17 protein-coding genes are annotated in these 26,209 nt (G+C 68.9%); 3 read left to right on the top strand and 14 right to left on the bottom strand.

The features are described from left to right. Window positions 1-96: 96 nt before the first annotated feature. The 7 genes from SALPAC3_RS0119650 to SALPAC3_RS0119620 form a co-directional block, all read right to left on the bottom strand. Window positions 97-1,572 carry a sugar transferase gene (locus SALPAC3_RS0119650; protein ID WP_026185737.1) on the bottom strand — a complete coding sequence of 492 codons (1,476 nt, stop codon included), beginning with the start codon at window positions 1,570-1,572 and terminating at the stop codon, window positions 97-99. A gap of 232 nt (window positions 1,573-1,804) precedes the next feature. Further along, on the bottom strand, window positions 1,805-3,535 hold the full coding sequence (locus SALPAC3_RS0119645; protein WP_018222890.1) for a substrate-binding domain-containing protein: 1,731 nt from the start codon (window positions 3,533-3,535) through the stop codon (window positions 1,805-1,807). A gap of 84 nt (window positions 3,536-3,619) precedes the next feature. Next, a complete protein-coding gene (locus SALPAC3_RS0119640; RefSeq protein WP_018222889.1) occupies window positions 3,620-4,702 on the bottom strand; it encodes a lactonase family protein in 1,083 nt (360 codons plus the stop codon). A 164-nt stretch (window positions 4,703-4,866) separates the two neighbouring features. Next, window positions 4,867-5,466, bottom strand: a complete 600-nt coding sequence (locus tag SALPAC3_RS0119635) for a GTP-binding protein (RefSeq protein ID WP_018812627.1) — start codon at window positions 5,464-5,466, stop codon at window positions 4,867-4,869. Further along, window positions 5,447-5,830: a DUF742 domain-containing protein gene (locus SALPAC3_RS0119630; RefSeq protein WP_026185736.1), complete on the bottom strand. Its 384-nt coding sequence runs from the start codon at window positions 5,828-5,830 to the stop codon at window positions 5,447-5,449. The genes SALPAC3_RS0119635 and SALPAC3_RS0119630 overlap by 20 nt, the downstream gene beginning before the upstream one ends. Further along, the gene (locus tag SALPAC3_RS0119625) at window positions 5,820-6,245 is read right to left on the bottom strand and encodes a roadblock/LC7 domain-containing protein (protein ID WP_018222886.1); all 426 of its coding nucleotides are present in this window, start codon (window positions 6,243-6,245) and stop codon (window positions 5,820-5,822) included. The genes SALPAC3_RS0119630 and SALPAC3_RS0119625 overlap by 11 nt, the downstream gene beginning before the upstream one ends. Beyond that, complete coding sequence (locus SALPAC3_RS0119620; RefSeq protein WP_018222885.1) at window positions 6,242-8,659, bottom strand: sensor histidine kinase; 2,418 nt, start codon at window positions 8,657-8,659, stop codon at window positions 6,242-6,244. Before SALPAC3_RS0119620 ends, SALPAC3_RS0119625 begins: the two co-directional genes overlap by 4 nt. Window positions 8,660-9,644: 985 nt before the next feature. On the opposite strand from SALPAC3_RS0119620, the gene SALPAC3_RS0119610 reads away from it, so the two are divergent. Further along, a complete protein-coding gene (locus SALPAC3_RS0119610) occupies window positions 9,645-10,001 on the top strand; it encodes a hypothetical protein (protein ID WP_018222884.1) in 357 nt (118 codons plus the stop codon). A 102-nt stretch (window positions 10,002-10,103) separates the two neighbouring features. On the opposite strand, the gene SALPAC3_RS0119605 is transcribed toward SALPAC3_RS0119610, so the two are convergent. Then, entirely contained in the window at window positions 10,104-11,849 is a 1,746-nt protein-coding gene (locus SALPAC3_RS0119605) for a glycoside hydrolase family 6 protein (protein WP_026185734.1), read from the bottom strand. Between the two features lie 491 nt (window positions 11,850-12,340). Here SALPAC3_RS0119605 and SALPAC3_RS0119595 point away from each other — a divergent pair, with 491 nt between their 5' ends. Together SALPAC3_RS0119595 and SALPAC3_RS0119590 are read left to right on the top strand one after the other, a co-directional pair. Continuing rightward, a complete protein-coding gene (locus SALPAC3_RS0119595; RefSeq protein ID WP_018222881.1) occupies window positions 12,341-13,555 on the top strand; it encodes a hypothetical protein in 1,215 nt (404 codons plus the stop codon). 1 nt (window position 13,556) lies between these two features. Then, complete coding sequence (locus SALPAC3_RS0119590) at window positions 13,557-14,237, top strand: class F sortase (protein ID WP_018222880.1); 681 nt, start codon at window positions 13,557-13,559, stop codon at window positions 14,235-14,237. Between the two features lie 55 nt (window positions 14,238-14,292). Here SALPAC3_RS0119590 and SALPAC3_RS0119585 read toward each other — a convergent pair whose 3' ends face one another. The 6 genes from SALPAC3_RS0119585 to SALPAC3_RS0119560 all read right to left on the bottom strand — a co-directional run bounded on the left by SALPAC3_RS0119585 (window position 14,293) and on the right by SALPAC3_RS0119560 (window position 25,953). Beyond that, window positions 14,293-19,350 carry an NAD-glutamate dehydrogenase gene (locus tag SALPAC3_RS0119585; protein ID WP_018222879.1) on the bottom strand — a complete coding sequence of 1,686 codons (5,058 nt, stop codon included), beginning with the start codon at window positions 19,348-19,350 and terminating at the stop codon, window positions 14,293-14,295. 349 nt (window positions 19,351-19,699) lie between these two features. Next, window positions 19,700-20,842, bottom strand: a complete 1,143-nt coding sequence (locus SALPAC3_RS0119580; protein WP_018222878.1) for an arginase family protein — start codon at window positions 20,840-20,842, stop codon at window positions 19,700-19,702. A gap of 63 nt (window positions 20,843-20,905) precedes the next feature. Then, a complete protein-coding gene (locus SALPAC3_RS0119575) occupies window positions 20,906-21,808 on the bottom strand; it encodes a tetratricopeptide repeat protein (protein WP_018222877.1) in 903 nt (300 codons plus the stop codon). Between the two features lie 113 nt (window positions 21,809-21,921). Next, entirely contained in the window at window positions 21,922-23,610 is a 1,689-nt protein-coding gene (locus tag SALPAC3_RS0119570; RefSeq protein ID WP_018222876.1) for a coenzyme B12-dependent isobutyryl-CoA mutase large subunit, read from the bottom strand. Window positions 23,611-23,674: 64 nt separating this feature from the next. After that, a complete protein-coding gene (gene meaB / locus SALPAC3_RS0119565) occupies window positions 23,675-24,712 on the bottom strand; it encodes a methylmalonyl Co-A mutase-associated GTPase MeaB (RefSeq protein WP_018222875.1) in 1,038 nt (345 codons plus the stop codon). Between the two features lie 41 nt (window positions 24,713-24,753). After that, a complete protein-coding gene (locus SALPAC3_RS0119560) occupies window positions 24,754-25,953 on the bottom strand; it encodes an acetyl-CoA C-acetyltransferase (RefSeq protein WP_018222874.1) in 1,200 nt (399 codons plus the stop codon). Window positions 25,954-26,209 lie beyond the last annotated feature (256 nt).

The following is a 26,209-nucleotide window of genomic DNA, read 5'->3' as shown; positions in this document are numbered from 1 at the left end:
TGTGGTTGGTTTACCAGACCGAGGCCAACAGTCCCACCACGCACGCCATCCCGAAGCCGCGGGGGGAGCGCCGCCGGAACGCTCCACGCACCCGCACTAGTACGCCCCGCGGCGGTTCACCACTGCGCCGAAGGTCTTCCACAGGATGGTCAGATCGGCGGCGAGGGACCAGTTCTCCACGTAGTAGAGGTCGAGCCGAACACCGTCCTCCCAGCTCAGGTCAGACCGGCCACTGATCTGCCAGAGGCCGGTCATGCCGGGCTTGACCAACAGCCGCCGGGCGACATCGCCGTCGTACCGGGCGACCTCCGAGGGCAGCGGTGGGCGGGGGCCGACCAGGCTCATCTGCCCGAACAGGACGTTGACCAGCTGTGGCAGTTCGTCCAGTGACCAGTTGCGCAGCAGTCGACCGACCCGGGTCACCCGGGGGTCGTCCCGCAGTTTGAACAGCAGGCCGTCGGTCTCGTTCCGCGACGCCAGCTCCACCAGCCGGGCGTCGGCGTTGACTTCCATCGTGCGGAACTTCCACACCCCGAACTCCCGGCCTCCCTGCCCGACCCGGGTCTGCCGAAACAACACCGGCCCCCGGCTGTCGACCAGCACGGTCAACGCAATCACGATCAGCAGCGGCAGCAGCAGGGTCAGTGCGAAGAGCGCGAACGCCTTGTCGACCAGCCCTTTCACCAGTTTACGGGCGCCCCGGAACTCCGGGGCCTCGACGTGGATCAGCGGTAGCCCGGCCACCGGACGGGTGTGGATCCGGGGTCCCGCGACATCGGTCAGTGCCGGCGCGACCACGAGATCAACCCCGGTGCTCTCCAGCTGCCAGCCGAGCCGACGCAGCCGGGTGGCGGTCAGTTCTCCGGAGGCGGTCACCGCCACGGTGTCGGCGCCGATGGCGGTGGCGGCCTCGGGGATGCCTCGAAACGAGCCCACCACGGGCACGTCCCCCAACTGCTGCGGGACCGGCGCGAGCAACACGTCCGGGATGCACGCCCCGATGACCTGGTAGCCCGCGTACAGCTCGCGCCGCAGGGTGTGCACCAACTCCAGGACATGCGCGGCGTCCCCGACCACGAGAACTTTCCGGGACCAACCGCGGCCCCGTGCGCGGGACCGGTGCAACCTCTTGCGGGCGACGAAGCGGGCCAGCTCGAGCCCGACCACACCGGCGGCGAAGGAGGTGACGAGGAACCCCCGGGGCACGCCGACATCCAGGATCCAGCCCACGATCACGACCCCACTGGCCAGGCGCAGGCTGGCCACACCCACCCGCCGATACTCGTCGGCGCCATAGCCGACTACCCGATCGTCGTAGCAGCGAAGAGCCTTGAGCGAGACCAGCCACGCCAGCACCAGGCCGGGCGCGAAGACGGCGTAGGGCAGCACAGCGCCGCCGGGGGGCCCGATGCCGAAGCGGGTGAGGTACCCGAGGAGAACGGCGAGACTCAGCGCCGCGGTGTCGAGTACCACCAGAGCCCGAAGGTAGGACCGCAGCGCAGCGCGAGTCCTCGGCGGGGTCAGACCGCCCGCCGTTGACCGTCCGGAGGTCAGCAGCGTGGCTGAGTTCACCGACCCTCCCCACCTCACCTCGCCCCCGGTGGTCACGGCCGGAGGCGGCCCGGTGGTCCGAGCCGAGGATGGCCTGGTTCCCGCCGGAACAACGACATCCTGCCCTGCGCATTGTGGACGCCGATTCTTTCCGACATATTACCGTCACTTTGCGCGGCCGCCGCCCTGCCGAGAGTCCCGCCGCATCGTTCTCGACGCTGCTGGCAGCCGCGCCGCTGATCCTCGGGTCAGGTCAGGAACCCGTCTCGCGCAGCGCGATGGCGTTCAGGAAGATGTCACCAATCTTGGTCGGGTCCTCGGTGACGAAGGAGCCGCCACCGGTAACCTTCGTGATCGACTCCAGCTCTGCCTTGCTGACGTCCGCGCCGATCCCGATCAGAACCACCTGCACCGGCCGCTCCGGGTCCTTGATCCGCTCCAGTTCGGTGATCAGTTGCTGCTGGCTGATGCCGTTGTCGTCGTCATTCTTACCGTCGGTGAAGAGCACGATCGAATTGACCTGCCCCTGATCCCAGCCCTCCTGGACCGCCTCGTACGCGGCGAGCACCGTGTCGAACAGACCAGTGTCACCCCGGGTCGGCTGGATCTGGGTCAACGCCGCCTCAAGCTCGCTCCGCTGACTACTCAGCGGGCCGATCTCAACCAGCCGCCGATAGTCCCGTCCGCTGCCCAGGTTCGTCGAGAACTCCCACAGCCCGATCTGCCAACTGTCGTCGAAAAGGTGGAGCCCACGCCCTGCCGCAGCGAGGGTGACCTGCTGACGGCTCATGCCGTTGGCGCTCGCCACGGGTTCCCGCATCGAGCCAGAGACGTCGATGACACAGAGCATCCGGCCGGACTGGGTGGCGATTGACCAGCTGGAGACCACCCGCTCGACCGCCAGTAGATCCAGGTCGCCGGTGGCGCTGTCGCCATCGGCCGCCGGGCTCGGCGCCCCTACGGGCACGCTGAAGCCGGCACCCCAGGTACCGTCCGGCCCCCGCAGCGACAACGACGCCAACCGGTCCTTGAAGCTGGCCGTGGTGAGCACATCGAAGAGCATCCGGGCAGCCGCCGTCTTGGCCGACCCGATCCCCGGCAGCACCGCATACGGATAGTCCAACGGTGTCGCCGCCGGCTTCGGATAGAGCGCGGCCAGCGGCACCACCGGATCCCCGGCGTTGTAGGAGAGCAGATCCTCCTCCGACAACGCTGCCGCGCCGAGACTACGGGCCATCGTGGTCGGGTCGACAGAGGTGGGGAACTTCGCGAGCAGTTCCTGACGCCGATCCGCACTGCTGGCTGACAACGCACGTAGCGCACCGACGGTTGCTGCCTGGCCGTCCTCCCCGGCCGCGGCGGCGGCGCTCAACGCGAGTAGCCCGGAGAGGCCGGCGGCATCCTGGGTCGGGTTCACGGTGCCGGCCTTGAGCGGCTCCGTGTCGTTGACCTGGCTGACCAGCGCGGACCAGGTGAACTCCTGCTCCGGCCAGCCAAGCTGGGAGGCGATCGGCTCGGGTACGCCCACGACCACCGGGCTCCGGGCGATCGATGCTCCGTTACCCGGGTTGAACTCGGACGCTCCACCGCTTTTGAGCCGCAGCAGCCACGCCGACGAATCCGGCACCCAGACATCGGGGCTTACCACGGCGCCGCTGACCTGACCCACCCCGGGCAGGATGGCACCGTGTTTGGCGGCGACGGTGGCAGCTATCCCGACCGGCTCGGACGCGGTCACGCTCACCTCAACGCAGGTGCCGCCAACCGCCGCACCCCCGTTCTCCCACTCGGTCGCCGCGGAATCGACCGCCGGTGCCAGCTCAGCCGCGACCGCTACCGCCAGCTGGACCGAGCCGGAACAGTCCGGCGCCGCGAGCTGCCGGTAGCCGAAGTATCCACCAGCAGTAACCACCAACACGCCGACGGCTGCGGCGACGCTGGCGAGGTGGATGTTCGTTCGGTTGCGATGGCGGCCTGCAGACACGGGGTCATTTTCCGGCTGCCGGCGAGCAACGGCCACCTCCGGTCAACTTTAGTTACGCAGAAGCAACAAGTACCCGCACATCTACTACGCTACGTGAACACCAGAACCCCGTGTGCCGTACTCCTCCGTCCAGGGCAGGACGCAGGTGGGGCTCCGGACACCAACCGCCTCGTTGACCAGCGACGGCACGCCGGTCTCCGGGTTGACCCGGAACACGCCGATCAGGTCGGCCCGCTCGTCCGCGACGTACAGGTCGGCGCCGATCCGCGCGAAGTGCCGGGGCCACTCACCGCCGGAGTCCACCTCGGCGACCAGCACCGGCAACTCGCCGTCGAGCGCGAAGACAGCGATCGTGCCGACACCCCGGTTCGCGACGTAGAGGAAGTGCCCCTCCGGCCCGACCGCGACCTCCGAAGGCTGCACCTGCCCCGGCCGCCCGCTGGCCGGAACCCGGCCCCGGAACCGCAGCGAAGCGTCAGTGGTGACCTCGTAGGCCAGGACCGACCCGTCCAGTTCCCCGACCAGCCAGCAGCGTCTTCCGTCCGGGTGCCGGGCCAGGTGCCGGGGACCGACACCAGCGGCGATGCGCACCCGCGGAGCCCGTACCACCAACCGCCCCGGCCCGGCGTCGAGCTCATACCGGTAGATCGAGTCAGTGCCGAGGTCAACCACGAGCAGCGGCCCTCCGTTTCGGCCCGGAGCGACCATGTGGGTGTGCGCCCGCTCCTGCCGCTGTGGGTCCAGGCCATGCCCCTCGTGCCGGACCAGGTCGGTGCGCTCCCCGGGCACCCCCTGCCGGTCGAGCGGGAATACCGTCACGCTCCCACCGCCGTAGTTGGCCACGAAGAGGTGTCGGCCATCGTCGGCGACAGCGAGATGGCATGGTTCGGCGCCACCGGTGGGCCGGCTACCCAACACGGTGAGACCCCCATCCGCGGCGACTCGGAACGCGCTGACCCCGCCATCGGCCACCTCATTGACCGCGTACAGGACTGGCAGGTCCGGATGCCGAGCGAGGAACGACGGCGCCGGGGTGACCGCGACCGTGCCGAGCGGCGTGAGCGCACCCGAATCCGGCTCCCGCTGAGCGACGACGATCCCCTCGCCGCGCCCCCCGGCGGCCGCCGTGTAGCAACCGAGGTAGACGAACACGCCCTGAACCGCCACCGGACCCCCTCCGCGCCGACTCCTCCGATCCAACCAGAGCTTCGTCCAAGCCGCGGCGCGTCACGTTGGAACGCCACCGCGCGGCTCCACGTCCGGAGCGAGCTACCGCCCGGGCCGACAGCGCACCGCGGCGAGGCGGACGCCTCGCACCGGCCGGCACCGGATCAGACCGGCACCGGTTCCCCATGCTGCCGGGCCACATGTTCGACGAGTGCGATCAACACCTGCTTGCCGGACTGCCGCTCCCGGGCGTCACAGAGCAGCATCGGCACGTCGGGGTCCAGGTCCAACGCCTCACGTACGGTCTCCAGGTTGAACCGGCGTGCCCCATCGAAACAGTTGACACCGACCACGAACGGAATCCCCCGCTGTTCGAAGTAGCCGATGGATGGGAAACAGTCGGCCAGTCGTCGGGTGTCGGCGAGCACCACCGCGCCCAGCGCCCCGAACGCCAACTCGTCCCAGAGGAACCAGAACCGGTCCTGTCCCGGCGCACCGAAGAGGTAGACCAGAAGATCTTCGTTGATGGTGATTCGACCGAAGTCCATCGCCACCGTGGTGGTCGACTTCGCCTCCACCCCCGCAAGATCGTCGGTGCCGACCCCGGCATCGGTCAACATCTCCTCGGTCTGGAGCGGGCGAACCTCGCTCAACGCGCTCACCAGCGTCGTCTTCCCGGCGCCGAAGCCCCCGGCGATGAGGATCTTGAGTGCGATCGGGATGCGGGCCCCGGTTTGTGGAAGTTCAGAGCGCACGGAGTCCACTGACCACCGCCTTGAGAATATTGTTGTCGGGCAGGTACGGGCCGGCCGAGGGCTGGTGGACCGTCACCAGACCCCGGTCCACCAAATCGCCGAGCAGCACCCGGACGACGCCAACCGCCAGGTCGAGGCCGGCCGCCAACTCGGCCACCGGGACCGGCCGGGCGGCCAACGCCACCAGCCGTAGGTGCTCGGGATGCAGGTCGAGGTGTACGGCGGGCTGCGCGTTCCGGTCGGCGAGGACGTACGCGACCAGGTCGAACCCGCCCGCCGCCCGAACACGTCCCCCGGTCAGGGTGTAGGGGCGCACCACCGGAACCGCATCGGCATCCAGCCAGTCATGCGGCATTCCGGGCTCAGCCCACATCGCGTGGGCCCACCGCTGGCCGAGCCGGGATGCTCATCGTCTCCCCCACCTGGGTCACCAGCATCGCCATCTCGTACGCCACCAGCCCGATGTCGGCGTCTGCGTCACTGACCACAGCGAGGCAGGCGCCCTGCCCGGCCGTGGTCACGAACAGAAATGCCGATTCCATCTCGACGACAGTCTGCCGAACGGGACCACCGGCCACCTGCCGGCTCGTGCCCCGGGCCAGGCTGGAAAGGCCAGAGGCAAGAGCGCACAGGTGCTCCGCATCGTCCCGTTCCTGCCCGGCGGAGGCCCCCAGCAGCAGCCCATCGGCGGAGAGCACCACCGCCTGCCGGGCGGGCGGCACCCGCTCCACCAGTTCGTCGAGCAACCAGTCGAGATCAACATTCTGCCTGGCAGATTGCAGCATCACGCATCCCTCTCAGCTGCGGTCGGGGGTTCGAGATCGTTCGAGGGGTCGACCGGCTGAGCGCCGGGTCCGACCTCGGACATTGATACTCGGGCGGCGGCGACCCGACGCCCCCTCGTCGTGCCGGCTTGTAGCGCCGCCATTATCCGGCGGGCTTCCTCCGGGGAGCGGGGGGTTGGGTCCGACGACAGGGACTGCCGACCGTCCCCGGCCGGCTGCCGCGCCATCGGCTCTGCCACGGTCGGCCGCAGCCGCCGGGTCTCGGTGGTCGCCCCGTCGGGCGCCGCCGCGCCCATCCGGCTCCGCGGCGCCCCGGCCGGACGACGGCGAACCCGCCGCGGCAGCCCGTCGATCTCGCCGGCCACCTCGACGGGCACCGGGCCGGCATCGGTCCCGGCCGACTCGCCGGCAGTCGGGACCGACGTACTGTCGGCGAGCGCCAACGGCTCCGGCTCGGCGGACGAGCGACGCGGCGGCTCCCGCCGAACTGCCCGGGACTCCGGACGCTCTCGCTCGCCGCCGGCCAAGCCCGCCGGCAGCGGCTCCTCGGTGATCAACTCGTCCGGGATGAGAACGACCGCGGTCAGACCAGCCGACTCGGACGGACGCAGCCGAACCCGTACCCCGTGTCGGGCGGCCAACCGGGCCACCACGAAGAGCCCGAGCCGGTCGGTCCGGGTTGGGTCGAACTCGGGCGACGAGGACAACAGCGAGTTGGCGTCCGCCAACGCCTCCGCGCTCATACCAAGGCCATGGTCAGTGATCTCGAAGAGGTAGCCGTCAGCCCTGCGCACCCCGGCGACCTGGACCCGGGTCCCCGGCGGTGAGAACCTGGTGGCGTTCTCGATCAGCTCGGAGAGCAGGTGGATCAGGTCACCCACGGTCCGGCCGATGAGCCCAGCCGACTGCACGCCGCCGATATCAACCCGCTTGTACGCCTCGACCTCGGACAGCGCCCCCCGAATCAGATCGACCATGGCGACTGGGTTGCGCCAGCCCCGGCTCGGAGCTGAGCCAGCCAGGATCACCAGGTCCTCCGCGTGCCGCCGCAGCCGGGCGGCCAGGTGGTCGACCTGGAAGAGGTCAGCTAGTTCGTCCGGTTTCTCGGCGCGCCGCTCCATCCGGTCAAGCAGCGCGAGTTGGCGATGCACGAGCCCCTGGCTACGGCGGGCGATGTTGAGGAAGACCTCGTTGAGACCACGGCGCAGGTTCACCTCACCCTCGGCAGACCGGATGGCGGTCCGCCGCACCGCGGTGAAGGCGCGCCCCACCCGGCCGATCTCGTCCGTGCCGAAATCGACCGACGGCGCTTCCCGTTCCACGTCCACCGTCTCACCCTGGCGCATCCGCGCCACCAACTCGGGCAGCTGGCGTTCCGCCCGTTCGAGTACGGTGTGCAACCCGGCCAGCCGGCTGGCCAGGGAACGGCCGACCCGAACCGCCACCACCAGGGAGACCACGACCGCGACGAGGCCCAGCAACCCGGCGGAGGCAAGCAGCAGAAAGACGCGTATGGCCAGAGGCTTCGACCGATCGGCCAAGCCGTCGGCCTGGTTCAGCTCATAGTCCCGCATCGCCTGCTGGACCGCGTCGTAGTCGGCCTGCCAGCTCGCAGCCACTATCGGCAGCCGATCGGCGGAGTTCTCGATCAGAAGTTCCTGCATCTGACCCAGTCGGCGGAACTCCGCCTGCTGGGTCAACCGCTGATACTCGCTACGTTCCGCCGCCGGTAGGTCGGCTACCGCCGAATCAGCGAGGAACCGCTGGTTGGCGATTGTCTGCACGAGTTTGCGGTGCTCGCCCTCGGCGAAGCTGCCCGAGACGAATGCCCCGGCCAACACGGCATCGGCCTGACCGAGCAGTTCGCGGGAGTGGCCGAGCGCGGTTATCGCCAACGCCTCCCGGTGTAGTTCGGGGTCCGGCAACGCTGACAGCGCCGCGAAGGCCTGGAAAGCCGACGAGATCATTCCGCTGTAGAGATCAACGATGTCGGACGTGTCCGCCTCTCCCCGGTCGATCTGACCACGCCCGGCTGACAACGCATCCAGGGCGATGAGGAACTGGTCCAACCGCACATCCAACAGGTCGTTGGTGGCGTCCCGAAGGTCGTCGCCGGCAGCTCGAAGACGGAGTTCGGCGATCGCCTCGTCCGTATGCCTCCGCTGTTCATCGAGGCCAACCTCAGCAGACTCGGCAGCCAGGTACACGACCGAGAGCCGACGCTCGCGTTGCAGCTCGGCGACGACCGCCTCGCCGGGCCGCCCAAACTCATTGAGGCGGGTCCGGGCGGAGAGCAGGCTCTGTGCGGGTCCAAAGGCGAGCGTGGTGGCGAAGATCCACAGTGCGAGGAGCGCGGCTATCGGCGCCACGACCAGTGCGGTCAGCTTGGAGCGGATCGGCCAGTCGCGAATGTTCAATCAGGACCTCGCCCAGATCGTGGGGGGCTGCGGGGCGCGGCACACGCCGGACAGCACCCGCCGGAACGCGCCCCAAATCGTACCGGGGCGCCATTGGCGGTCGCCTTGGGCAGGATACGGAATTTGCTCCAGTTGCACTACCGTCTGCCTGGGCATGGACGGGACAGCCGGATGCCGCCAGCCCGGGCAGCGGGACGCCCAACACGTACTCCGCCCCCAACCAGACGGCCACGGAGCCCCGCACGGCGGCTACCCACGACGCCACGACCTCAGCGTACCGTCCATCCACTAGCTACCTGATTACGCGATTTTAGCCGGCAAAACCCGAATGGGTGATTCCCTCCGGCCACCGAAAAGTGCGCCGGACCGGGATTGATGCGCTGCATCAGGTGGGATACCCAAGGCAGCGGAGGAGCCAGGTTGAGGAGTCGAGAATGCGCCAGGACGAGCAGCAGGCCGACACTGAGCACCCAGAGGGAGCACCCGTCGCAGCCGCACCAGCACGACCGAAGGGTGGTCGACCGACGACCGGCGACGAAAACGACCAGCGCGTCACGCCGGACGGCGACAGGGACGACCGGCCCGAATTTCACCGACCCGCCCCGGTCCCGAGCGCCCTCGGTGCACCCTCAGTCGGCGGGGCGGTCGCCGCGTCCGCGCTGGCCGGCGGGGCAGAAGCTCCGGACGCGCGGGCCGAGTCAACCCCCCGACCCGGCGACGGTGCCGTTGACGTGGCGCGAGAAGGCTGGCGGGCAGACCCGACGGCCGAATTCCGCGGAGGCCCGGGATGGGTGCAGCGGCGGGCCGAACGCGCTTCGGAAACTGCCGAGCCTTCCGCCGCCGAGAGCCACCGCGAGCAGCGGGAGGACGACGCGACGCGGACCGCCGACTCCACCGCTGAGCCACGGCGCGATGCAGGTGGCATGGCACCCAGTGCACGGGGTACGCGGAAAGGTAGCGCACGTACGGACGGGAGGGCGACACCATGACCGATCGGGACCGGTACCGACCGTTGGAGGAGAGCGCTGAGGCAGTCGCGGCGGTCGAGGATGACACCGGCGTCCCCCAGCTGATGACCGACGGGGGTGGCGACCGGAACACCCCCACCTTCGCGGCCGCTGGGGAGCAGGCCGAAAGCGGCCCGTCGACCGAGGACCTCCTTGGCGACCCGTACGACGCCGGGGCCGGTGGGGGCGGCATCCGCACCGGCGCGGAGCAGCCGTGGGAGCCGGAGGATCTGGTGGCGGCCCGCGGTCAGGACCTGACCCCGGAGAATGTTGAGCGGGCCCGCCGAGACCTGGTCGAGAAGGGCCGGGCGGCGATCGAACGTACGGTCCCCTGACCCGTAGCCGCCGGGGCCCCGGACCCGATCGAAATGATCGGGTCCGGGACTCGGGGAACCCACCGCCCAAGCGCCTCACAACCCCAGCGGCTGAGTTCCAAATCAGGGCAGCGGCGGATGGGCGTTCTGCATGAGCTGCTGGAACTGCGCCGGGAACCAGGCACCGGAGATCGGCGCATCGGGCAGGGCCCCGGTGGGGTTGAAGCCGTTCCGGGCGTTGCCCTCGTACGTCGGGTCGCACATCCGGTCAAAGCCCTTGCCGTCGTCGTTCGGGATCTCCTCGCTGGAGCCGTCCGACTCACCCGGTGGCTTCACCCAGACGTAGGCATCGATCCCCGGCTCCGGCCCGGCCTGCGGCCGCTCGCCCAGGCCCGCGCCAGACTGGTTGCACCAGTTGCCGGCATGGATCCGTCGATCAACTCGACCACCGTCGACGTAGCTGTCGACATCGGTCATCGGCCCGGGGCCGGCTGGTCGGGCGCTGCCACCCCAGCCGTTGCGGGAGGTGTCGATCAACATTCCCACTTCCGCGTCAAAGCCCTGGCCAACCAGTTCGTCCCGGAACGCCTGCGCGAACGTCAACTCGTCCACGTACTGATTCCAGTCCACCCACGTGGACTGGCGGATCGTCTGACCGTTGACCGTGTCGTTGATCTGGAAGTAGGGCTCACGTAGTGCCGAGTAGTTGGCGGTGTTGACGATGAAGCCGTGCACGTTGTCGACCGTGCTGCCCGAGGCGGTGGCGGCATCCTTTAGGAGCAGGGCGACCGGGCTGAAGTTGGAGTCCCAACCGATCCAGCCATGGTGGGCGGCGTCCACATAGTTGTAGACGTTGCCGATCGCACCCAACGTGGCCAGCGCATAGCCGATGCCGTTGACGTAGGCGCCGTTCTGCTTGACCAGGTCACAGGTCGGAGTGGCGCCTGGGTTGCTGCCGGTGTTGGCGTGCAGGTTCGGCAGCGAGTCAATTTCGATGATGTTGATGATCCGGAGGTCCTGATACGCCGGGTCACTCTGGATTGCCGCGATCGGATCGATGAACTCGGACTTGTAGCGGGGCAACTCGTCTGGCGCCAGTTCACCGTTCGAGGCGAGCGCGGCGCAGTCCCGACCCGGCAGGTTGTAGACGACGAACTGGATGTAGTCCGCCCCCTGACTCAACGCCTCGTCCAGGTGATCCCGCACGCCCATCGGTCCGTTGGACTGGCTGTCGTCAGTGCCCTCGATGGCAGCGATCCGGTCGATCCAGACGGCGGTCGACGTATCCGAAACCCGATCGCCACCGGGCACCGACTCGGCCTTGGCCTTCCACTCCGGGTTCACGTACCCCACCGCGTTCAGGTACGGGTTATCGACCCGGCTTCCGGGTGGGGAGGTGGTGGGGGGTGGGGTGGTCGGCGGTGCCGTGGTGGGTCCGCCGCCGCCGCTGCAGGCCACCTCGTTGAGGGTGAACGACGCCGGTTTGGGGTTGCTACCACTCCACGAGCCGTTGAAGCCGATATCGATCGTGGCACCGCTTGCTACTGAGCCGTTGTACGACTCGTTCTGTGCGGTGACGTTCTGCCCGGACTGGCTGTACCGAGCCGACCAGCCGTGCACAACCTGCTGACTGCTGTTCGGGAAGGTAAAGCGGAGCGTCCAGCCGTCGAGCGCCTCCCCGGTGTTCTTGATACTGAGGGAGGCGGTGAAACCGCCAGGCCAGTCATTCGTGGTATACGACACCTCACACTGGGTCGCGGCGTGGGCCATGGTGACCGGCAGGGTCACCAACCCGCCCACGACCAGGACGCCCGCGCCGGCCAACGCGAGGGACGGGCGCGGGCCGGCGAGTCTTCTCCACACATTCATGCCACAGATCTCCTTGGGCGAGACCGTTCCGTGGACGGCCGGGCCGATCGGCCCGGTGGATGCCGACGTGGACAGCCACCGATGCCAGCGGATATTTTCCGAGGCCGTCCTGGACCGGGTGGTGGTGGTCTTTGCAGACCTGCGATGCAGGTCGGTCGGACCGGCAGGATGATCGTCCGGCGAACCGGTTGCCCTCGATGCCCCTGCCGCTGCTGGTGTGGCTCCCTAGGTACGCCGATTCTCCCATGGGAGCGCTTCCATCGCAATCCTTCGACGGAAGCGACTCTGACCGTCAACCCTCGCCGGAATAAAGGTGCACAACGTGGGAAGAGCACACCAGCCCATCGAGACCGAAGGTCATCAAACCCTACATAGCTCCTAAAGTCGGAAAAGACGAAATTTCTCCTTCATAGGTTGTGAAACGGACTAACGTCTGCCCTAGCTCGGTTGTCACCGAGTTCAGGACAACAGGGGATGGAGTGACGCACGTTATGGCAAAGAAGCTGCTCGGGAAGGTCGTGGCAGGTGCGGCCCTCGGTGGCGCCTCCCTGCTCGTGTGCGCGCCGGGTATCGCGGTCGCGGACGATCATCACCGGGATGATGAAGGCAAGGTCCTAGCGAAGCCGCATGCGGTCAGGGCCGGCCAGGAGGTCAAGCTGATCCAGTTCTGCCCGACGCCGCAGGAGCACGCCTATGTCTGGTCGAAGGTGACCGGCAAGGTCCCGCTCCGGCCAGCTGAGGACCGACGGGACGGCAAGGACCACCGGGGCAAGGGCGGTCACGACTGGAAAGACAAGGGCCACGACTACAAGGGCCACGACTACAAGCGCCACGGCTACCAGGGCTATGGATCCGAGGGCGGCTGGGGCAGCGAGTCCGAAGGCGGCTGGGGCAGCGAAGCCCGCCACGGCTACCAGGGCTACGGATCCGAAGGCGGCTGGGGCAGCGAGTCCGAAGGCGGCTGGGGCAGCGAAGCCCGCCACGGCTACCAGGGCTACGGATCCGAGGGCGGCTGGGGCAGCGAGTCCGAAGGCGGCTGGGGCAGCGAAGCCCGCGAAGGCAGCGAAAGCCACGACTACAAGCGCCACGACTACAAGGGCCACGACTACAAGCGCCACGACTACAAGGGCCACGAGTCAAAGGGCCACGACTACAAGGGCCACGAGTCAAAGGGCCACGACTACAAGCGCCACGAGTCAAAGGGCGGCTGGGGCAGCGAGTCCGAAGGCGGCTGGGGCAGCGAAGCCCGCGAAGGCAGCGAAGCCCGCGAAGGCAGCGAAGGCCACGACTACAAGCGCCACGACTACAAGGGCCACGACTACAAGGGCCACGAGTCAAAGGGCCACGACTACAAGCGCCACGAGTCAAAGGGCCACGACTACAAGGGCTACGACTACAAGGGCCACCAGGCGGCTGGAGACCACGGTGACCGGGGCGGGGACCGCTGGGAGCACAAGCGGGACTACGTCTACTACGGCGAAGCCATGGTTGACCGGAATGCCAAGCCGGGTACCTACAAACTCGAAGGCTCGTGTGGCGAGGGCGAACTGGTCGTCCTGCCGCGGGGCGGTGTCGCTGGTGGTGACGGCGGCATGAGCGCCGGCACCAACTTGGGCCTCGCCGCCGGTGGGGCTGGTCTGGTCGGCGCGGCCGCCCTGGGCGGTCTGGTGCTGCTTCGCCGTCGGACCAATGGTTCCCTGGTCTGAGGTGACGACGACCCGGGCCGGTGGCCGCCACGGATTCTCGTGGCGTGCCTCCGGCCCTGTCGTCCTCGTTCTGCTTGCCCTGGCCGGCTTCGGCCTGATCGGGGCATCGCTTCCGGACGGTCCCGCGGCCCGCCCCCCGCAGCCTCCCGCACTGGTCAACTCCCCAGTCGGGGCAGCGGCCACCAGCCCGGAAGCCGCCCAGCCTGCCCCCTCCGGCCGCCCCCGCTCCGTGCCCAGCCAGATCGTCATCCCCAAGATCGGTGTCCACGCATCGATCATGAAGATCGGGACCAATCCGGACGGTACAGTTGAGGTACCCCCGCTCGATCAGGCGCAGCTGGCCGGCTGGTACGAGCCGGGAGCGAGCCCGGGCGAGATCGGTAACGCCGTGATTGTCGGACACGTCGACTCGGCAGAGCTTGGTCCCGCGGTCTTCTTCTCCCTCGGTGACCTGCGACCTGGCGACATGGTTGGCGTGGTCCGGGAGGACGGCGAGCAGGTCGACTTCACCATCGAGTCGGTGCGGTCCTATCCGAAGAACGATTTCCCGACCGAACTGGTCTACGGCCCCACGGACCAGATCGCACTACGGGTGGTGACCTGTGGTGGCGTCTTCGACGAGGCGGCCGGCGACTACCCGGACAACATCGTCGTTTTCGCCACCCAGGCCCACGCCAAATGACCCAGGGATCGGAGGTCCCGGCGGCCGTGCCTCGGCCGCCGGGACACCACCCGGGTCAGGATGCCGCCGAGGTCCGCACCAGGGTTCGGATCTGACGCAGCAGCACCGACAGGGCAGCCAGGTCGGCCCGGGACTCGTCGAACTCCCCCATCGCCCGCTGGGCACGGTGGATCGAGGTGGCGTTCGACTGCTCCCACTGCTGCACCCGCTCCACCGGTGGCAGATCGCCTGGGGTACCCCCCAACACCTCGGTGGTCAGCGCGGCGAGCGCGGCGTACAGGTCGTACCGCAGCGCCATCCGGGCCAGTGTCTGCCACCGGTCCTCTCGCGGCAGCAGCGAGATCTTCGACAGCAGCGAGTCCACCCGGAACCGGTCCGACAAGACGAAGTAGACCGATGCGACTTCGGACACGTCCCGTCCGCTGCTCGCCGCAGTCTCGACGACGTCGAGCAGGCCGAAGCTGTACATCAACCGCACCGTCTGCTGCGCCAGGTCCCGCGGTAGTCCCTTGGCGACCGTAGACTCGATGTGCGCCGCGATCGCCTCCCGCTCGCTGCCGTAGAAGAGCGTCTCCATCCGGGGTAGGAGGTGGGCGACCCCGTCACGCAGCCGCGCGATCTCCGCCGGCACGTCGATCGGAGAGCGGCGGTTGGTCACCAGCCACCGCACCGCCCGGTCCAGCAGGCGCCGGAAGTCCAGGTAGACGTCGGTCTGCAGGTCAGGGGCGACTCGATTGTCCAGCTCCTCGACGGCGTTCCAGATCTTGCGCAGCCCGAACACCTCGCGGACCACCACGTACGCACGGAGTACATCGGCGGCGCTCGCCCCGGTCTCCTCGACCACCCGGTAGACGAACGAGATCCCGCCCCGGTTGATCGTCTCGTTCACCAGCATGGTGGTGACGATGTCCCGACGCAGCCGGTGGCGGGACATCCGGTCGGCGAACCGCTCCCGCATCGGCGTCGGGAAGTAGTTGACCAGCAGTTCGGTCGTCCACTCCTCGTCGGCCAAGCCTTCCGCCAGGATCTCCTTCTCAAGCACGATCTTGACGTACGCGAGCAGCACCGCGAACTCCGGCGCCGTCATCCCCGACTCCATGCGGACGGCCAGTTCCTCGTCCGGTGGCAGCGCCTCCAACGCCCGGTCCAGGGCACCTGAGCGCTCCAGGTCAACAATCATCCGCCGGTGTACCGGCAACAGCGACGGCGCCTGGGCCTGCGCGTTGCTGATCGCCCGCGCCTGGTCGTAGTTGTCCCGCAGCACCAACTCGGCGACCTCGTCGGTCATCTCGGCGAGTAATTCGTCCCGCTCACCAACGGTCAGTTCCCCGTCGGCGACCGCCGTGTTGAGCAGGATCTTGATGTTCACCTCGTGGTCCGAACAGTCCACCCCGGCCGCGTTGTCGATGAAGTCGGTGTAGATCCGACCACCCGCCTCGGCGTACTCGATCCGGCCGAGTTGGGTGCAGCCCAGGTTGCCCCCCTCACCGACCACCCGGCAGCGCAGGTCCTTGCCGTCAACCCGAATCGCGTCGTTGGACTTGTCCCCCACCTCGACGTTGGTCTGGCTCGAGGCCTTGATGTAGGTGCCGATGCCGCCGTTCCAGAACAGGTCGACCGAGGCGGTGAGGATCGCCTTCATCAACTCCTGCGGGCTGAGCTGGGACACGCCGTCCTCGATGCCGAGCGCCAACCGCACCTGAGGCGAGATCGGCACCGACTTCGCGGTACGGAGGAACACGCCGCCCCCCTCGGAGATCAACTCCGGGTTGTACTCCTCCCACGTCGACCGGGACAGGTCGAACAGCCGCCTGCGCTCCACCCAGGAGGTGGCGGCGTCCGGATTCGGGTCGAGGAAGATGTGCCGGTGGTCGAAGGCGGCCACCAGCCGGATGTGCCGCGACAGCAGCATCCCGTTACCGAAGACGTCACCGGACATATCGCCGACACCGACCACCGTGAATTCCTCAGTCTGGGTGTCGTGCCCCAACTCGCGGAAGTGCCGTTTCACCGACTCCCAGGCGCCGCGGGCGGTGATCCCCATCTTCTTGTGGTCGTAGCCCGCCGATCCGCCGGAGGCGAACGCGTCGCCCAGCCAGAAGTTGTGGGCCGTGGAGATCTCGTTGGCGATGTCGGAGAACGTGGCGGTGCCCTTGTCCGCCGCGACCACCATGTACGGGTCGTCCCCGTCGTGGCGAACCACATCCGGCGGCGGCACGATCTCGCCGCTGACGATGTTGTCGGTGGCGTCCAGCAGCGCGGAGATGAACTCCTGGTAACAGGCCACGGCTTCGTCCCGGTCGCCCGGCTTCTGCTTGAGCACGAAGCCGCCCTTGGCGCCGACCGGGACGATCACGGCGTTCTTCACCATCTGCGCCTTGACCAGACCGAGTACCTCGGTACGGAAGTCCTCCCGCCGGTCGGACCAGCGCAACCCGCCCCGGGCCACCGGCCCGAAACGCAGGTGCACCCCCTCGAACCGGGGCGAGTACACGAAGATCTCGAACCGGGGCCGCGGCGCCGGCAGGTCCGGAATCGCCTGCGGATCCAGCTTCAGGGCAACATACGGCTTCGGCCGCCCGTCAACGCGCTTCTGGTAGAAGCTCGTCCGCAGGGTGGCCTGGATCAGAGTCAGGTACGACCGAAGGATTCGGTCCTGGTCGAGGCTGGCCACGTCGTCGAGCGCGGCACGCAGCTCGGTGACCAGCTCCCTGCTCTGCTGCTGACGCTGCTCGGCGCTCGTCGAGCCCGGCGCGAACCGGGCCTCGAAGAGCCGCACCAGCAGGGCCGCGATCCGCGGATACGCGATGAAGGTCGACTCCATGTAGTCCTGGGAAAAGACCGTGCCCGCCTGGCGCAGATACTTGGCGTACGCCCGCAACACGACCACCTGCCGCCAGGTGAGGCCGGCGCGCAGAACCAGCGCGTTGAAGCCGTCCACCTCGGCCTCGCCCCGCCACGCGGCCGCGAAGGCGTTCTCCACGTGCGGGCGAACCTCGGCCAGCTCCTGGTGCCCCTCCGGCAACCGCAGGCCGAAGTCGTACAGCCAGATCCGACCGTCGATGCGCTCTACCTCGTACGGGTGCTCGTCGACCGCCTTCACCCCGAGCGAGTGCAGCACCGGCAGCACCGCCGAGAGCATCATTGGCTCGCCGTACCGGTAGACCTTGAACCGGACGTCCATCGACTCGTCGCCGCCGGCCACCCGACTCGCCGCACGCGGCGCCAACTGCTTCCGGAACAGGTGCATCTCCAGTTGGCCGGGCTCCTCCAGCAGCTCCAGCTTCGCCAGGTCCTTCATCGCCTCGTACGGCGTGTGCCCGTCCTTGTAGCCCTCCGGGAAGGCGTCGGCGTACCGGGAGAAGAGATGCTTGGCCTGCTCGTCGCCGAGCTTGCGCTCCAGCACCAGCCGGTAGTCGTCGTCCCAGAGACGAGTGGCGTCGGCCAACTCCTCGGCGAGCAGGTCGGCGTCGATATCCCCCGGCGGCTTGGTCGGGTCGGTGCGCACGATGAAGTGCACCCGAGCCAGCATCGACTCGGTAACCCGGGTGGTGTAGTCGACCCCGACCCCGTTCAGCTCCCGCAGCAGGATGTCCTGCATCCGCAGCCGGTTCTGGGTGGTGAACCGGTCCCGCGGCAGATAGATCAGGCAGGAGATGAAGCGTCCGTACGCGTCCCGGCGCAGAAACACCCGCAGTTGCCGGCGGCCCGCCATCCGCAGCACACCGATCACCGCGTGGTAGAGGTCATCGGTCTTGATCTGGAACAGCTCGTCGCGCGGATAGGTTTCCAGGATCTGCAGCAGATCCTTGCCGGAGTGGCTGCGCAGACTCAGACCGGACCGATCGACCACCTCCGCCACCTTGCGCCGTACCACCGGCAGTTCCTGCACGCTGGTGCGGTACGCGGCGGTGGCGAACAGACCGATGAACCGACGTTCGCCGACCACCTCGCCGGCCTCGTTGAACACCTTGAAGCCGATGTAGTCCAGGTACGCGGATCGGTGCACGGTCGCCCGGGAGTTCGCCTTGGTGATGACCAGCAGGCGCTTCTCGGTAACCCGCTCGTGCGCCTCGGGCGTCATCGACGACAACGCCCGGGACTCCGTGGAATCCGAGCGCAGGATCCCGAGGCCGGTGCCGAGCACCGCGCGCAGGGCCTGGCCGCCTGTCTCCCCCTCGGAGTCCACCAGGCGATACTCCCGGTAGCCGAGGAAGGTGAAGTGGTCGTGGGCGAGCCAGCGCAGCAGCTCGACCGAGTCGGTGATGTCCTTCTCCGGCACCGGCGGCCGATTCTCGCTGTTCCGCGCGGCCGCCAGCTCGTCGGCGAGCGTCAGCGCCTGCTGGCGCATCCTGGGCCAGTCCTCGACCGCCTCCCGCACGTCGGTGAGCACGCGTTGCAGCTCCCGACGCAGGTTGTCCCGGTCCGCCGCGTCCCGGACCGGGTCGATCTCGATCCGCATCCAGCTCTCGACCAGGCCACCGGTGGTCACCTCGTCGGGCTCCACGTCGGCGGCCACCTCGATCAGCCGGCCCAGCGGCTCGCGCCGAATCACCAACAACGGATGGACCAGCAGGTGCACATCCAGGTGATGCGAGTTGAGCAGGGCTGTCACCGAGTCCACCAGGAAGGGCATGTCGTCGGTGACGATCTCGACCACCGAGTGGTGCTGGTCGGCATCCGGCTCGTGGATGCGCAGTTTGAGTTCGCCCGGTACCCGCTGCTCGGCCAGTTCCCGGTGGGTGCGGACGGAGTCGAGCATCTCCTCAGCCGTGAAGCCGATCAGTTCCTCATCGGGTGCGAACCGCCAGTAACGGCGAACCAGCGACGCCGAGTCGTGGTCGTCGCCGGCGAGCGCGATCGCCTGCGCCACCAAGCGCTCCGCGTTGGGTACCGTTTCGTCGAAGTCCGAATCCTCGGCGTCCTCCCCCAGGGCATTGGCGGGCAGGCCCAGGTCGTAGATCGAGTCGATGCTCGAACCAGTCAAGCCGGTCATACCAGTCTCGACGTCACCGAACCCGTCGGAATCGGTCGCCGAATCGAAGTTGTCGTCCCGGCCGGTATCAACCTGCCGGAGGTCGGGTCCCGGTTTGGTAGCCGGACGCCGGTCCATCGGTGCCACTCCCCTCGACCCACCACGTCGTGGGTCACTCTGCGCCCAGCCTAGGCCCTGCCTATCCGCGCCTTGGTCGGCGGACCATCATCCGGGCGTCCGGTTCGGGACTGCCGTCTTTCACCTACTGCGATAGGGGTCGACCCACCCCCGGATTACCCCGCCTCCGGATATTCATCACCCAATCGGAGCCGGTCTTCGGCGTCTCGGCCTCCAGCTGGGGGCGGGCCCGGAACCGGGCGCCACTCTTCGGGACACCCCGCAGCACGGCTGCGGGCTGCCCGAGGCGGCCGACTGTGGGCCGTGATCTGGTTGGTCGCCTCCCGGCCGGCGGGCGTCTCCTGGCGGCCTACCGACGCCCGGGGCCTGCCGGCGCCGTCGGATCAGCGGGCACCTCGGGGTCAACCGGCACTTCGGGAGCAACAGGCACCCCCGCGCCGGTCAGCGGCTCCGGCGGCTGCGCCACCTTTGCCGGCCCGCCCCGGTTGACGAGGAGAGCCGGCTGCTCCGAGCTCCGGCGGCGCTCCGACCCCCGCCGGGGTAGGGCGACGGTAGGCCGCCGGGGCGGGACCGATCCCGGCGCGGTGACCGGGCGGAGGCCCCCGACCAGGGTGTTAACGATCTCCGCGGCGTACGATCCGTCCGGGTCGTAGTCCGGGTCGAAAACGGTTAGCTCGACGCCGAGGCAGTGCGGGGTGTCGACCAGGCCGGCAAGCAGGCTCTCCAGTTCGGCGAAGGCGATCCCGCCCGGGTCGGGAGCGTCAACGGCGGGCATCACAGCTGGGTCCAGCACATCCACGTCAACGTGCAGCCAGTAGCCGGCACAGTGGGTGAGCTGGTCGTGTGCCCACTGCGCGGTGCGGGCCGCACCCTCCGCGCGCAACGCCGGCACTGGTCGGGTGGTGATCCCGGCAGCTTGGAGGTCGAGCCGATAGTCGTCCTGCGCCCGGATGCCCAGCACCACCACGTCGATATCCCGAAAGTACGGCCGCCGGCCTTCAATAGCGGTCAGATCCAGCTGACCGCGACCGGTGACCAGGGCCAACCCCTCACCGGCGGCCGCGCCCACGTAGGAGGCGTTGCCGGGGTGCCGAAAATCCGAATGCCCGTCGACGAAGACGAGCCCGACCCGACCCCCCACCGCCGCACCGAGCCGGTTCATGGCCAGCGCCGAGCCGAGCACGACCGAGCAGTCCCCGCCGAGCACCAGCGGAAACTCGCCTCGATCTATGACCGCGCCAATCCGGTCGGCGAGCGCCACCGAGTAGTTGGCTATCTCATACGCGTGACATACGCCATCGCCGGGCCGCCAGTCGCCCGGGTCGTACCGGGACGGGGTCAGGCAGCCGGCATCCCGGGCCCGAAGCCGGCTGAGCAGGCCCTGGTCGCGCAGGGCGCCAGGAGCCTTGCCACAGCCCGGCACCGAGGTGGCGGTGGGTGGGCGTAGCCCGAGGTTGGTGGGCGCGTCGAGGACGGCGAACCGGCGCGTCATGGGCTCCCGTCCTCAAGCTCGTGCGGGCCGGTCGGCGCACCGGCCCGCGCCGACATGACTGGATCAGAACAGGGCGCTGGCCAGTGCCCGACGGGCCAGCGCCACCGCGGAATCGTCGGGGCCGGCGATGGTGAAGAGGCCGACCAGGTGCTGACGCACCTTCTCGCGGTCCTCACCGGCGGTGCGGCGAACCAGCCCGACCAGCCGTTGGTAGGCCTGCTCCGCCATCCCGCCAAGCACCTCGACATCGGCGGCGAGCAGCTGGGCGTCGATGTCGTCGGTGGCCGCTGCCGCCGTGGCGAGCACCGCCTGCGGGTCGGCACCGGCGGCCCGGCGGGCCAGCCCGACCTGGGCCAGCCCCGCCTCCGCCGCGGCGTCCGACGGCGTCTCGGCCAGGATCTTGCGGTACGCCTGCTCCGCCGCGTCCAGATCACCGTTGAGCAGCGATTCGTCGGCCTCGTCCAACCGTGGATCGGCCGTCTCGGCCACGCTCGCGCCACCAGCCTTGAGAACCGCCTGGATCCACTGCCGTAGCTGCGCCTCGGGCACCACCCCGGAGAACGCGTCAACCGGCTGGCCGCCGACCACCGCGTACACCATCGGGATGCCCTGCACCCGGAACATCTGCGCCAGCCGGGGGTTGGCGTCCACGTCGACCTTGGCCAGCACCCAGGCGCCGCCGCCCTCGACGGCGAGCCGCTCCAGCACCGGCGAGAGCTGCTTGCAGGGTTCACACCATTCGGCCCAGAAGTCGACGACCACCGGCGTGCTGAGCGACCGTTCGAGGACCTCGGCCTGGAAGGTCGCCTCGGTGACAGCAATGACGGGGGCAGCGCTCCCAGGGCCGTCATCGGACGGGCTGGACTGGGCAGGCGCGGGGGCCGGGGAGGGTTCGGGGGTGCGCAGCGCGCTGAGGTCTACCGCGCCGCGGGTAAAGATCGACGGGGTGATCCGTGGGTCGCTCATGGTTACCTAGTCTCGCACGGGTGACGCCAATCCCCGCCCTTCGGTGACGCCGAAGGTCACGGTTCTCACGCAGGTCACCACACCTCCCCGCCGCGCCTACGGGATACCGGCCATCAGAAGCGAGCCGGCTCGCGGTAGACGCCCCACTCGAGGCGCAGCGCGTCACAGATCTCGCCCAGGGTCGCCTCGGCACGGACCGCATCGAGCATCGCCGGGATCATGTTCCCGCTGGTCCGGCTGACCGCGACCATCCGCTCCAACGCCGCGCTGACCTCGGCATCGTCCCGGGCTGCCTTCCGCTCGCCGAGGGTGCGCCGCTGTTCCAGCTCGACCTCGTGCGAGATCCGCAGGATCTCCAGGTCCTTGGCGACGGTGCCGGTGTGGCAGTTGACCCCGACAATCTTCTTTTCGCCCTTCTCCAGCGCCCGCTGGTAGGCGAACGCCGCCTCGGCGATATGCCCGGTGAACCAGCCATCCTCGATGCCGCGGAGGATTCCCGAGGTCATCGGACCGATCTCGTGCGGTCCCTCACCGCCGAGCTGCCGGATCCGGGCGAAGATCTCCTCCGCCTCGGCCTCGATCTTGTCGGTGAGCGCCTCGACGTACCAGGAGCCGCCCAGCGGGTCGGCCACGTTGGTCACCCCGGTCTCCTCCATCAACACCTGCTGGGTCCGCAGGGCGATCTCTGCCGACTCGTCGGTGGGCAGTGCCAGGGTTTCGTCGAGGGCGTTCGTATGCAGCGAGTTGGTGCCGCCGAGTACGGCCGCGAGGGCCTCCACGGCCGTCCGGACGACGTTGTTGACCGGCTGCTGCGCGGTCAGTGAGACCCCGGCGGTCTGCGTGTGGAAGCGCAGCCACTGCGCCTTCTCACTGGTGGCACCGTAGACGTCGCGCAGCCAGCGAGCCCAGATCCGGCGAGCGGCACGGAACTTCGCGACCTCCTCGAAGAAGTCCACATGGGAGTCGAAGAAGAAACTCAGGCCCGGTGCGAAGACGTTCACGTCGAGGCCGCGGGAGAGGCCCAGCTCGACGTAGCCGAAGCCGTCGGCGAGGGTGTACGCCAGCTCCTGCGCGGCCGTCGAGCCCGCCTCCCGGATGTGGTAACCGGAGACGGAGAGCGGCTTGTACCGGGGAATCTCCCCGGCGCAGTACTCCATCAGGTCGCCGATCAGGCGCAGGTGCGGCTCCGGGTCGAAGAGCCACTCCTTCTGTGCGATGTACTCCTTGAAGATGTCCGTCTGCAGGGTGCCGTCCAGGCGGGAGAGGTCGGCGCCCTGCCGCTCGGCAGCGATCAGATACATGCAGAAGACCGGGACGGCCGGCCCGGAGATGGTCATACTCGTCGTGACCCCGGCCAGGTCGATGCCGTCGAAGAGCACCTCCATGTCGGCGGCGCTGTCCACCGCGACGCCGCAATGCCCGACCTCACCGAGCGACTGCGGGTCATCCGAGTCACGGCCCATCAGCGTGGGCATGTCGAAGGCGACGGAGAGCCCACCGCCCCCCGCGCCCAGGATCATCTTGTAGCGCTCGTTGGTCTGCCGGGCGTTACCGAAGCCGGCGAACTGCCGGATGGTCCAGGCCCGCCCTCGATACCCGGTCGGGTGTAGGCCACGGGTGTACGGGAACTCACCCGGCCAGCCGATCCGCTCGAAGCCGGGGTGGTCCACCCCCTCCGGCGGCCCGTACACCGGGGCGACAGCCATCCCGGAGAGCGTGGTGAAGTCGGCGTCCCGTTTACGCGCGGCATCGTAGCGGTCCTGCCAGCGTTTGCGTCCAGCGGCGATCTCGTCGGCGTTCATCCGCGGGGCTCCTCCTCGGGTCTGCGACTCCACCTCCGAGTGTAGATCCTGCCCTGAACGATCGCTAAGGACGTTTGTACCGGCCGGTAGGGTTACCGGTGTTGTCGCCGGCGATCTGGGTGAGGAGCTGGTCAGCCGCCCCGTACGGGTCGAGCGAACCCGCGGCCACCCGGGCAGCGAGCGTCGGCAGCTCGGTGCCGTCCCGCAGCGAACCGATGCGGGCCCGCAGTGCGCCCAGCGCGATCGCCTCCACCTCAGCGGCGGCCCGTGCCTCCTGACGACGGCGGAGTTCGCCCCGCTCGACCAGCCAACCCCGATGCTTGTCGATCGCCGCGGCGACGTCGTCGATCCCCTCACCCCGTACGGCGACAGCGCGTACCACCGCTGGCCGCCACTGCCCCGGCCCTCGTTCCCCCAGTGCGATCATGCCCTGGATGTCCCGGACCGTGGCGTCGGCGCCGTCCCGGTCGGCCTTGTTGACCACGAACACGTCGGCGATCTCCAGGATGCCGGCCTTGACCGCCTGGATCGCGTCCCCCATTCCGGGTGCGAGCAGCACGAGCGTGGTGTCCGCGAGCGAGGCGACCTCGACCTCCGCTTGACCCACGCCAACCGTCTCCACCAGGACCACGTCACAGCCGGCACCCTCCAGCACCCGCACCGCCTGCGGCGTTGCCGCCGAAAGCCCACCGAGGTGCCCCCGGCTGGACATGGAACGGATGTAGACGCCGGGATCGGTGGCGTGGTCCTGCATCCGGACCCGGTCGCCGAGGATCGCCCCACCAGTGAACGGGCTGGACGGGTCGATGGCCAGCACGCCGACCCGGTGTCCCCGGGAACGCAGCGCCCGCACCAACTCGTTGGTGGTGGTCGACTTACCCACTCCGGGCGAACCCGTCAGGCCGACCACCTGGGCCTGACCCGCGTACGGGGCGAGCGCCGCCGCGATCCGCGGCAGCGTCTCATCCCCGGATTCGACCAACGTGATGAGCCGGGCGACCGCACGGGGATCACCCGCGCGGGCCCGCTCAACGAGCATGGGAATGTCCCGGCTGCGGCGCACCGGCGGCCCGGCCGGGACCTTGTTGACGGCGTCAGTCATGGTGCCTTTCGTTCCCAACCAGGAGGGCTCGCCGGTCTGGCTCACCCCTGGCTCTCGGCCCCCGCTGGGACGTGGATGATCAGCGCGTCGCCCTGGCCACCACCGCCGCAGAGCGCCGCCGCGCCGGTGCCGCCGCCGCGCCGCTTGAGCTCCAGCGCCAGAGTCAGGACCAGCCGGGCACCGGACATCCCGATCGGGTGCCCGAGGGCGATCGCACCGCCGTTGACGTTGACCTTGTCCGGGCTGATCCCGAGGTCACGAGTTGACTGGATGCCCACCTGCGCAAACGCCTCGTTGACCTCGATCAGGTCCAGGTCGTTGATGGTGAGGCCCGCCTTCCGGAGCGCGTGGCCGATCGCGTTGGACGGCTGCGAGTGCAGCGAATTGTCCGGGCCGGCGACGTTGCCGTGCGCGCCGATCTCGGCCAGCCAGGTCAACCCGAGCTCCTTGGCCTTGGCTTTACTCATTACCACCACGGCGGCAGCGCCGTCGGAGATCGGCGACGAGCTACCGGCGGTGATGCTTCCCTCCGGGGCGAAGGCCGGACGTAGCTTCGCCAACGACTCCGCGGTGGCGTCCGGACGAATGCCCTCGTCCTCGCTGATCACCAGCGGCTCACCCCTACGCTGCGGGAGCACGACCGGAGTGATCTCTTCGGTGAAGTGCCCATTCTTCTGGGCTGCGGCGGCACGCTGGTGACTTACCGCGGCGAAGGCGTCCTGCTCCGCACGGCTGATCCCTCTGGTGCTGCCGTGCCGCTCGGTCGACTCCCCCATCGAGCAGCAGTCCCAGGCGTCGGTCAGCCCGTCGAGGGCCATGTGGTCCTTGATCACCACGTCGCCGTACTTGTAGCCGCCCCGCTGCCCCAACAGCAGATGCGGAGCGTTGGTCATCGACTCCATGCCGCCGGCCACGACGATGTCGAACTCCCCAGCTCTGATCAACTGATCGGCCAGGGCGATCGCGTCCAGCCCGGAGAGGCAGACCTTGTTGATGGTCAGCGCCGGAACAGAGAGCGGGATGCCCGCCTCGGCGGCTGCCTGCCGGGCCGGAATCTGACCGGCGCCCGCCTGAAGCACCTGCCCCATGATCACGTACTGGACCTGGTCCGGGGCAACCTCGGCACGCTCCAGCGCTGCCTTGATCGCCACGCCACCAAGCCGGGTCGCGGAAAGATCCTTGAGATTTCCCAGCAGTCGCCCCATCGGGGTTCGAGCGCCGCTGACGATCACCGAAGCCATACCTGCCTCCGAGGGTCCCGACCTGTACGCCTTAACGATTGTTAGGACGCACCTTAGCTTCTGAGCGCAGATCGGCGACGGTGACCCCGCGCACATCGGCGATGCGCGGCAGGACCGACCCGGTGCAGACCTCGCCCCGCCGCGCAGGGGCACGGGAGCGCCCGCGTGACCGTCCGGACAGGGTAGCGCAGCACCATTTCGACGACCCGGGTCAGCGCCATCCGGTGACCCGGGTCAGCACCGCTCCGTGGCGTGA

The sequence above is a fragment of the Salinispora pacifica DSM 45544 genome, assembly GCF_000378845.1.
Classification (GTDB): domain Bacteria; phylum Actinomycetota; class Actinomycetes; order Mycobacteriales; family Micromonosporaceae; genus Micromonospora; species Micromonospora pacifica.
Note: the sequence above shows the minus strand (reverse complement) of the source record. Positions and strands in the feature narration are given on the sequence as shown.

Excerpts from the sequence above, each read along its gene's own strand:
- SALPAC3_RS0119630 (WP_026185736.1), bottom strand. The coding sequence starts at position 5,830 with ATGTGGGCTGAGCCCGGAATGCCGCATGACTGGCTGGATGCCGATGCG.
- SALPAC3_RS0119610 (WP_018222884.1), top strand. The coding sequence starts at position 9,645 with ATGACCGATCGGGACCGGTACCGACCGTTGGAGGAGAGCGCTGAGGCA.
- SALPAC3_RS0119605 (WP_026185734.1), bottom strand. The coding sequence starts at position 11,849 with ATGAATGTGTGGAGAAGACTCGCCGGCCCGCGCCCGTCCCTCGCGTTG.
- SALPAC3_RS0119595 (WP_018222881.1), top strand. The coding sequence starts at position 12,341 with ATGGCAAAGAAGCTGCTCGGGAAGGTCGTGGCAGGTGCGGCCCTCGGT.
- SALPAC3_RS0119585 (WP_018222879.1), bottom strand. The coding sequence starts at position 19,350 with ATGGACCGGCGTCCGGCTACCAAACCGGGACCCGACCTCCGGCAGGTT.
- SALPAC3_RS0119580 (WP_018222878.1), bottom strand. The coding sequence starts at position 20,842 with ATGACGCGCCGGTTCGCCGTCCTCGACGCGCCCACCAACCTCGGGCTA.
- SALPAC3_RS0119575 (WP_018222877.1), bottom strand. The coding sequence starts at position 21,808 with ATGAGCGACCCACGGATCACCCCGTCGATCTTTACCCGCGGCGCGGTA.
- SALPAC3_RS0119570 (WP_018222876.1), bottom strand. The coding sequence starts at position 23,610 with ATGAACGCCGACGAGATCGCCGCTGGACGCAAACGCTGGCAGGACCGC.
- meaB (WP_018222875.1), bottom strand. The coding sequence starts at position 24,712 with ATGACTGACGCCGTCAACAAGGTCCCGGCCGGGCCGCCGGTGCGCCGC.
- SALPAC3_RS0119560 (WP_018222874.1), bottom strand. The coding sequence starts at position 25,953 with ATGGCTTCGGTGATCGTCAGCGGCGCTCGAACCCCGATGGGGCGACTG.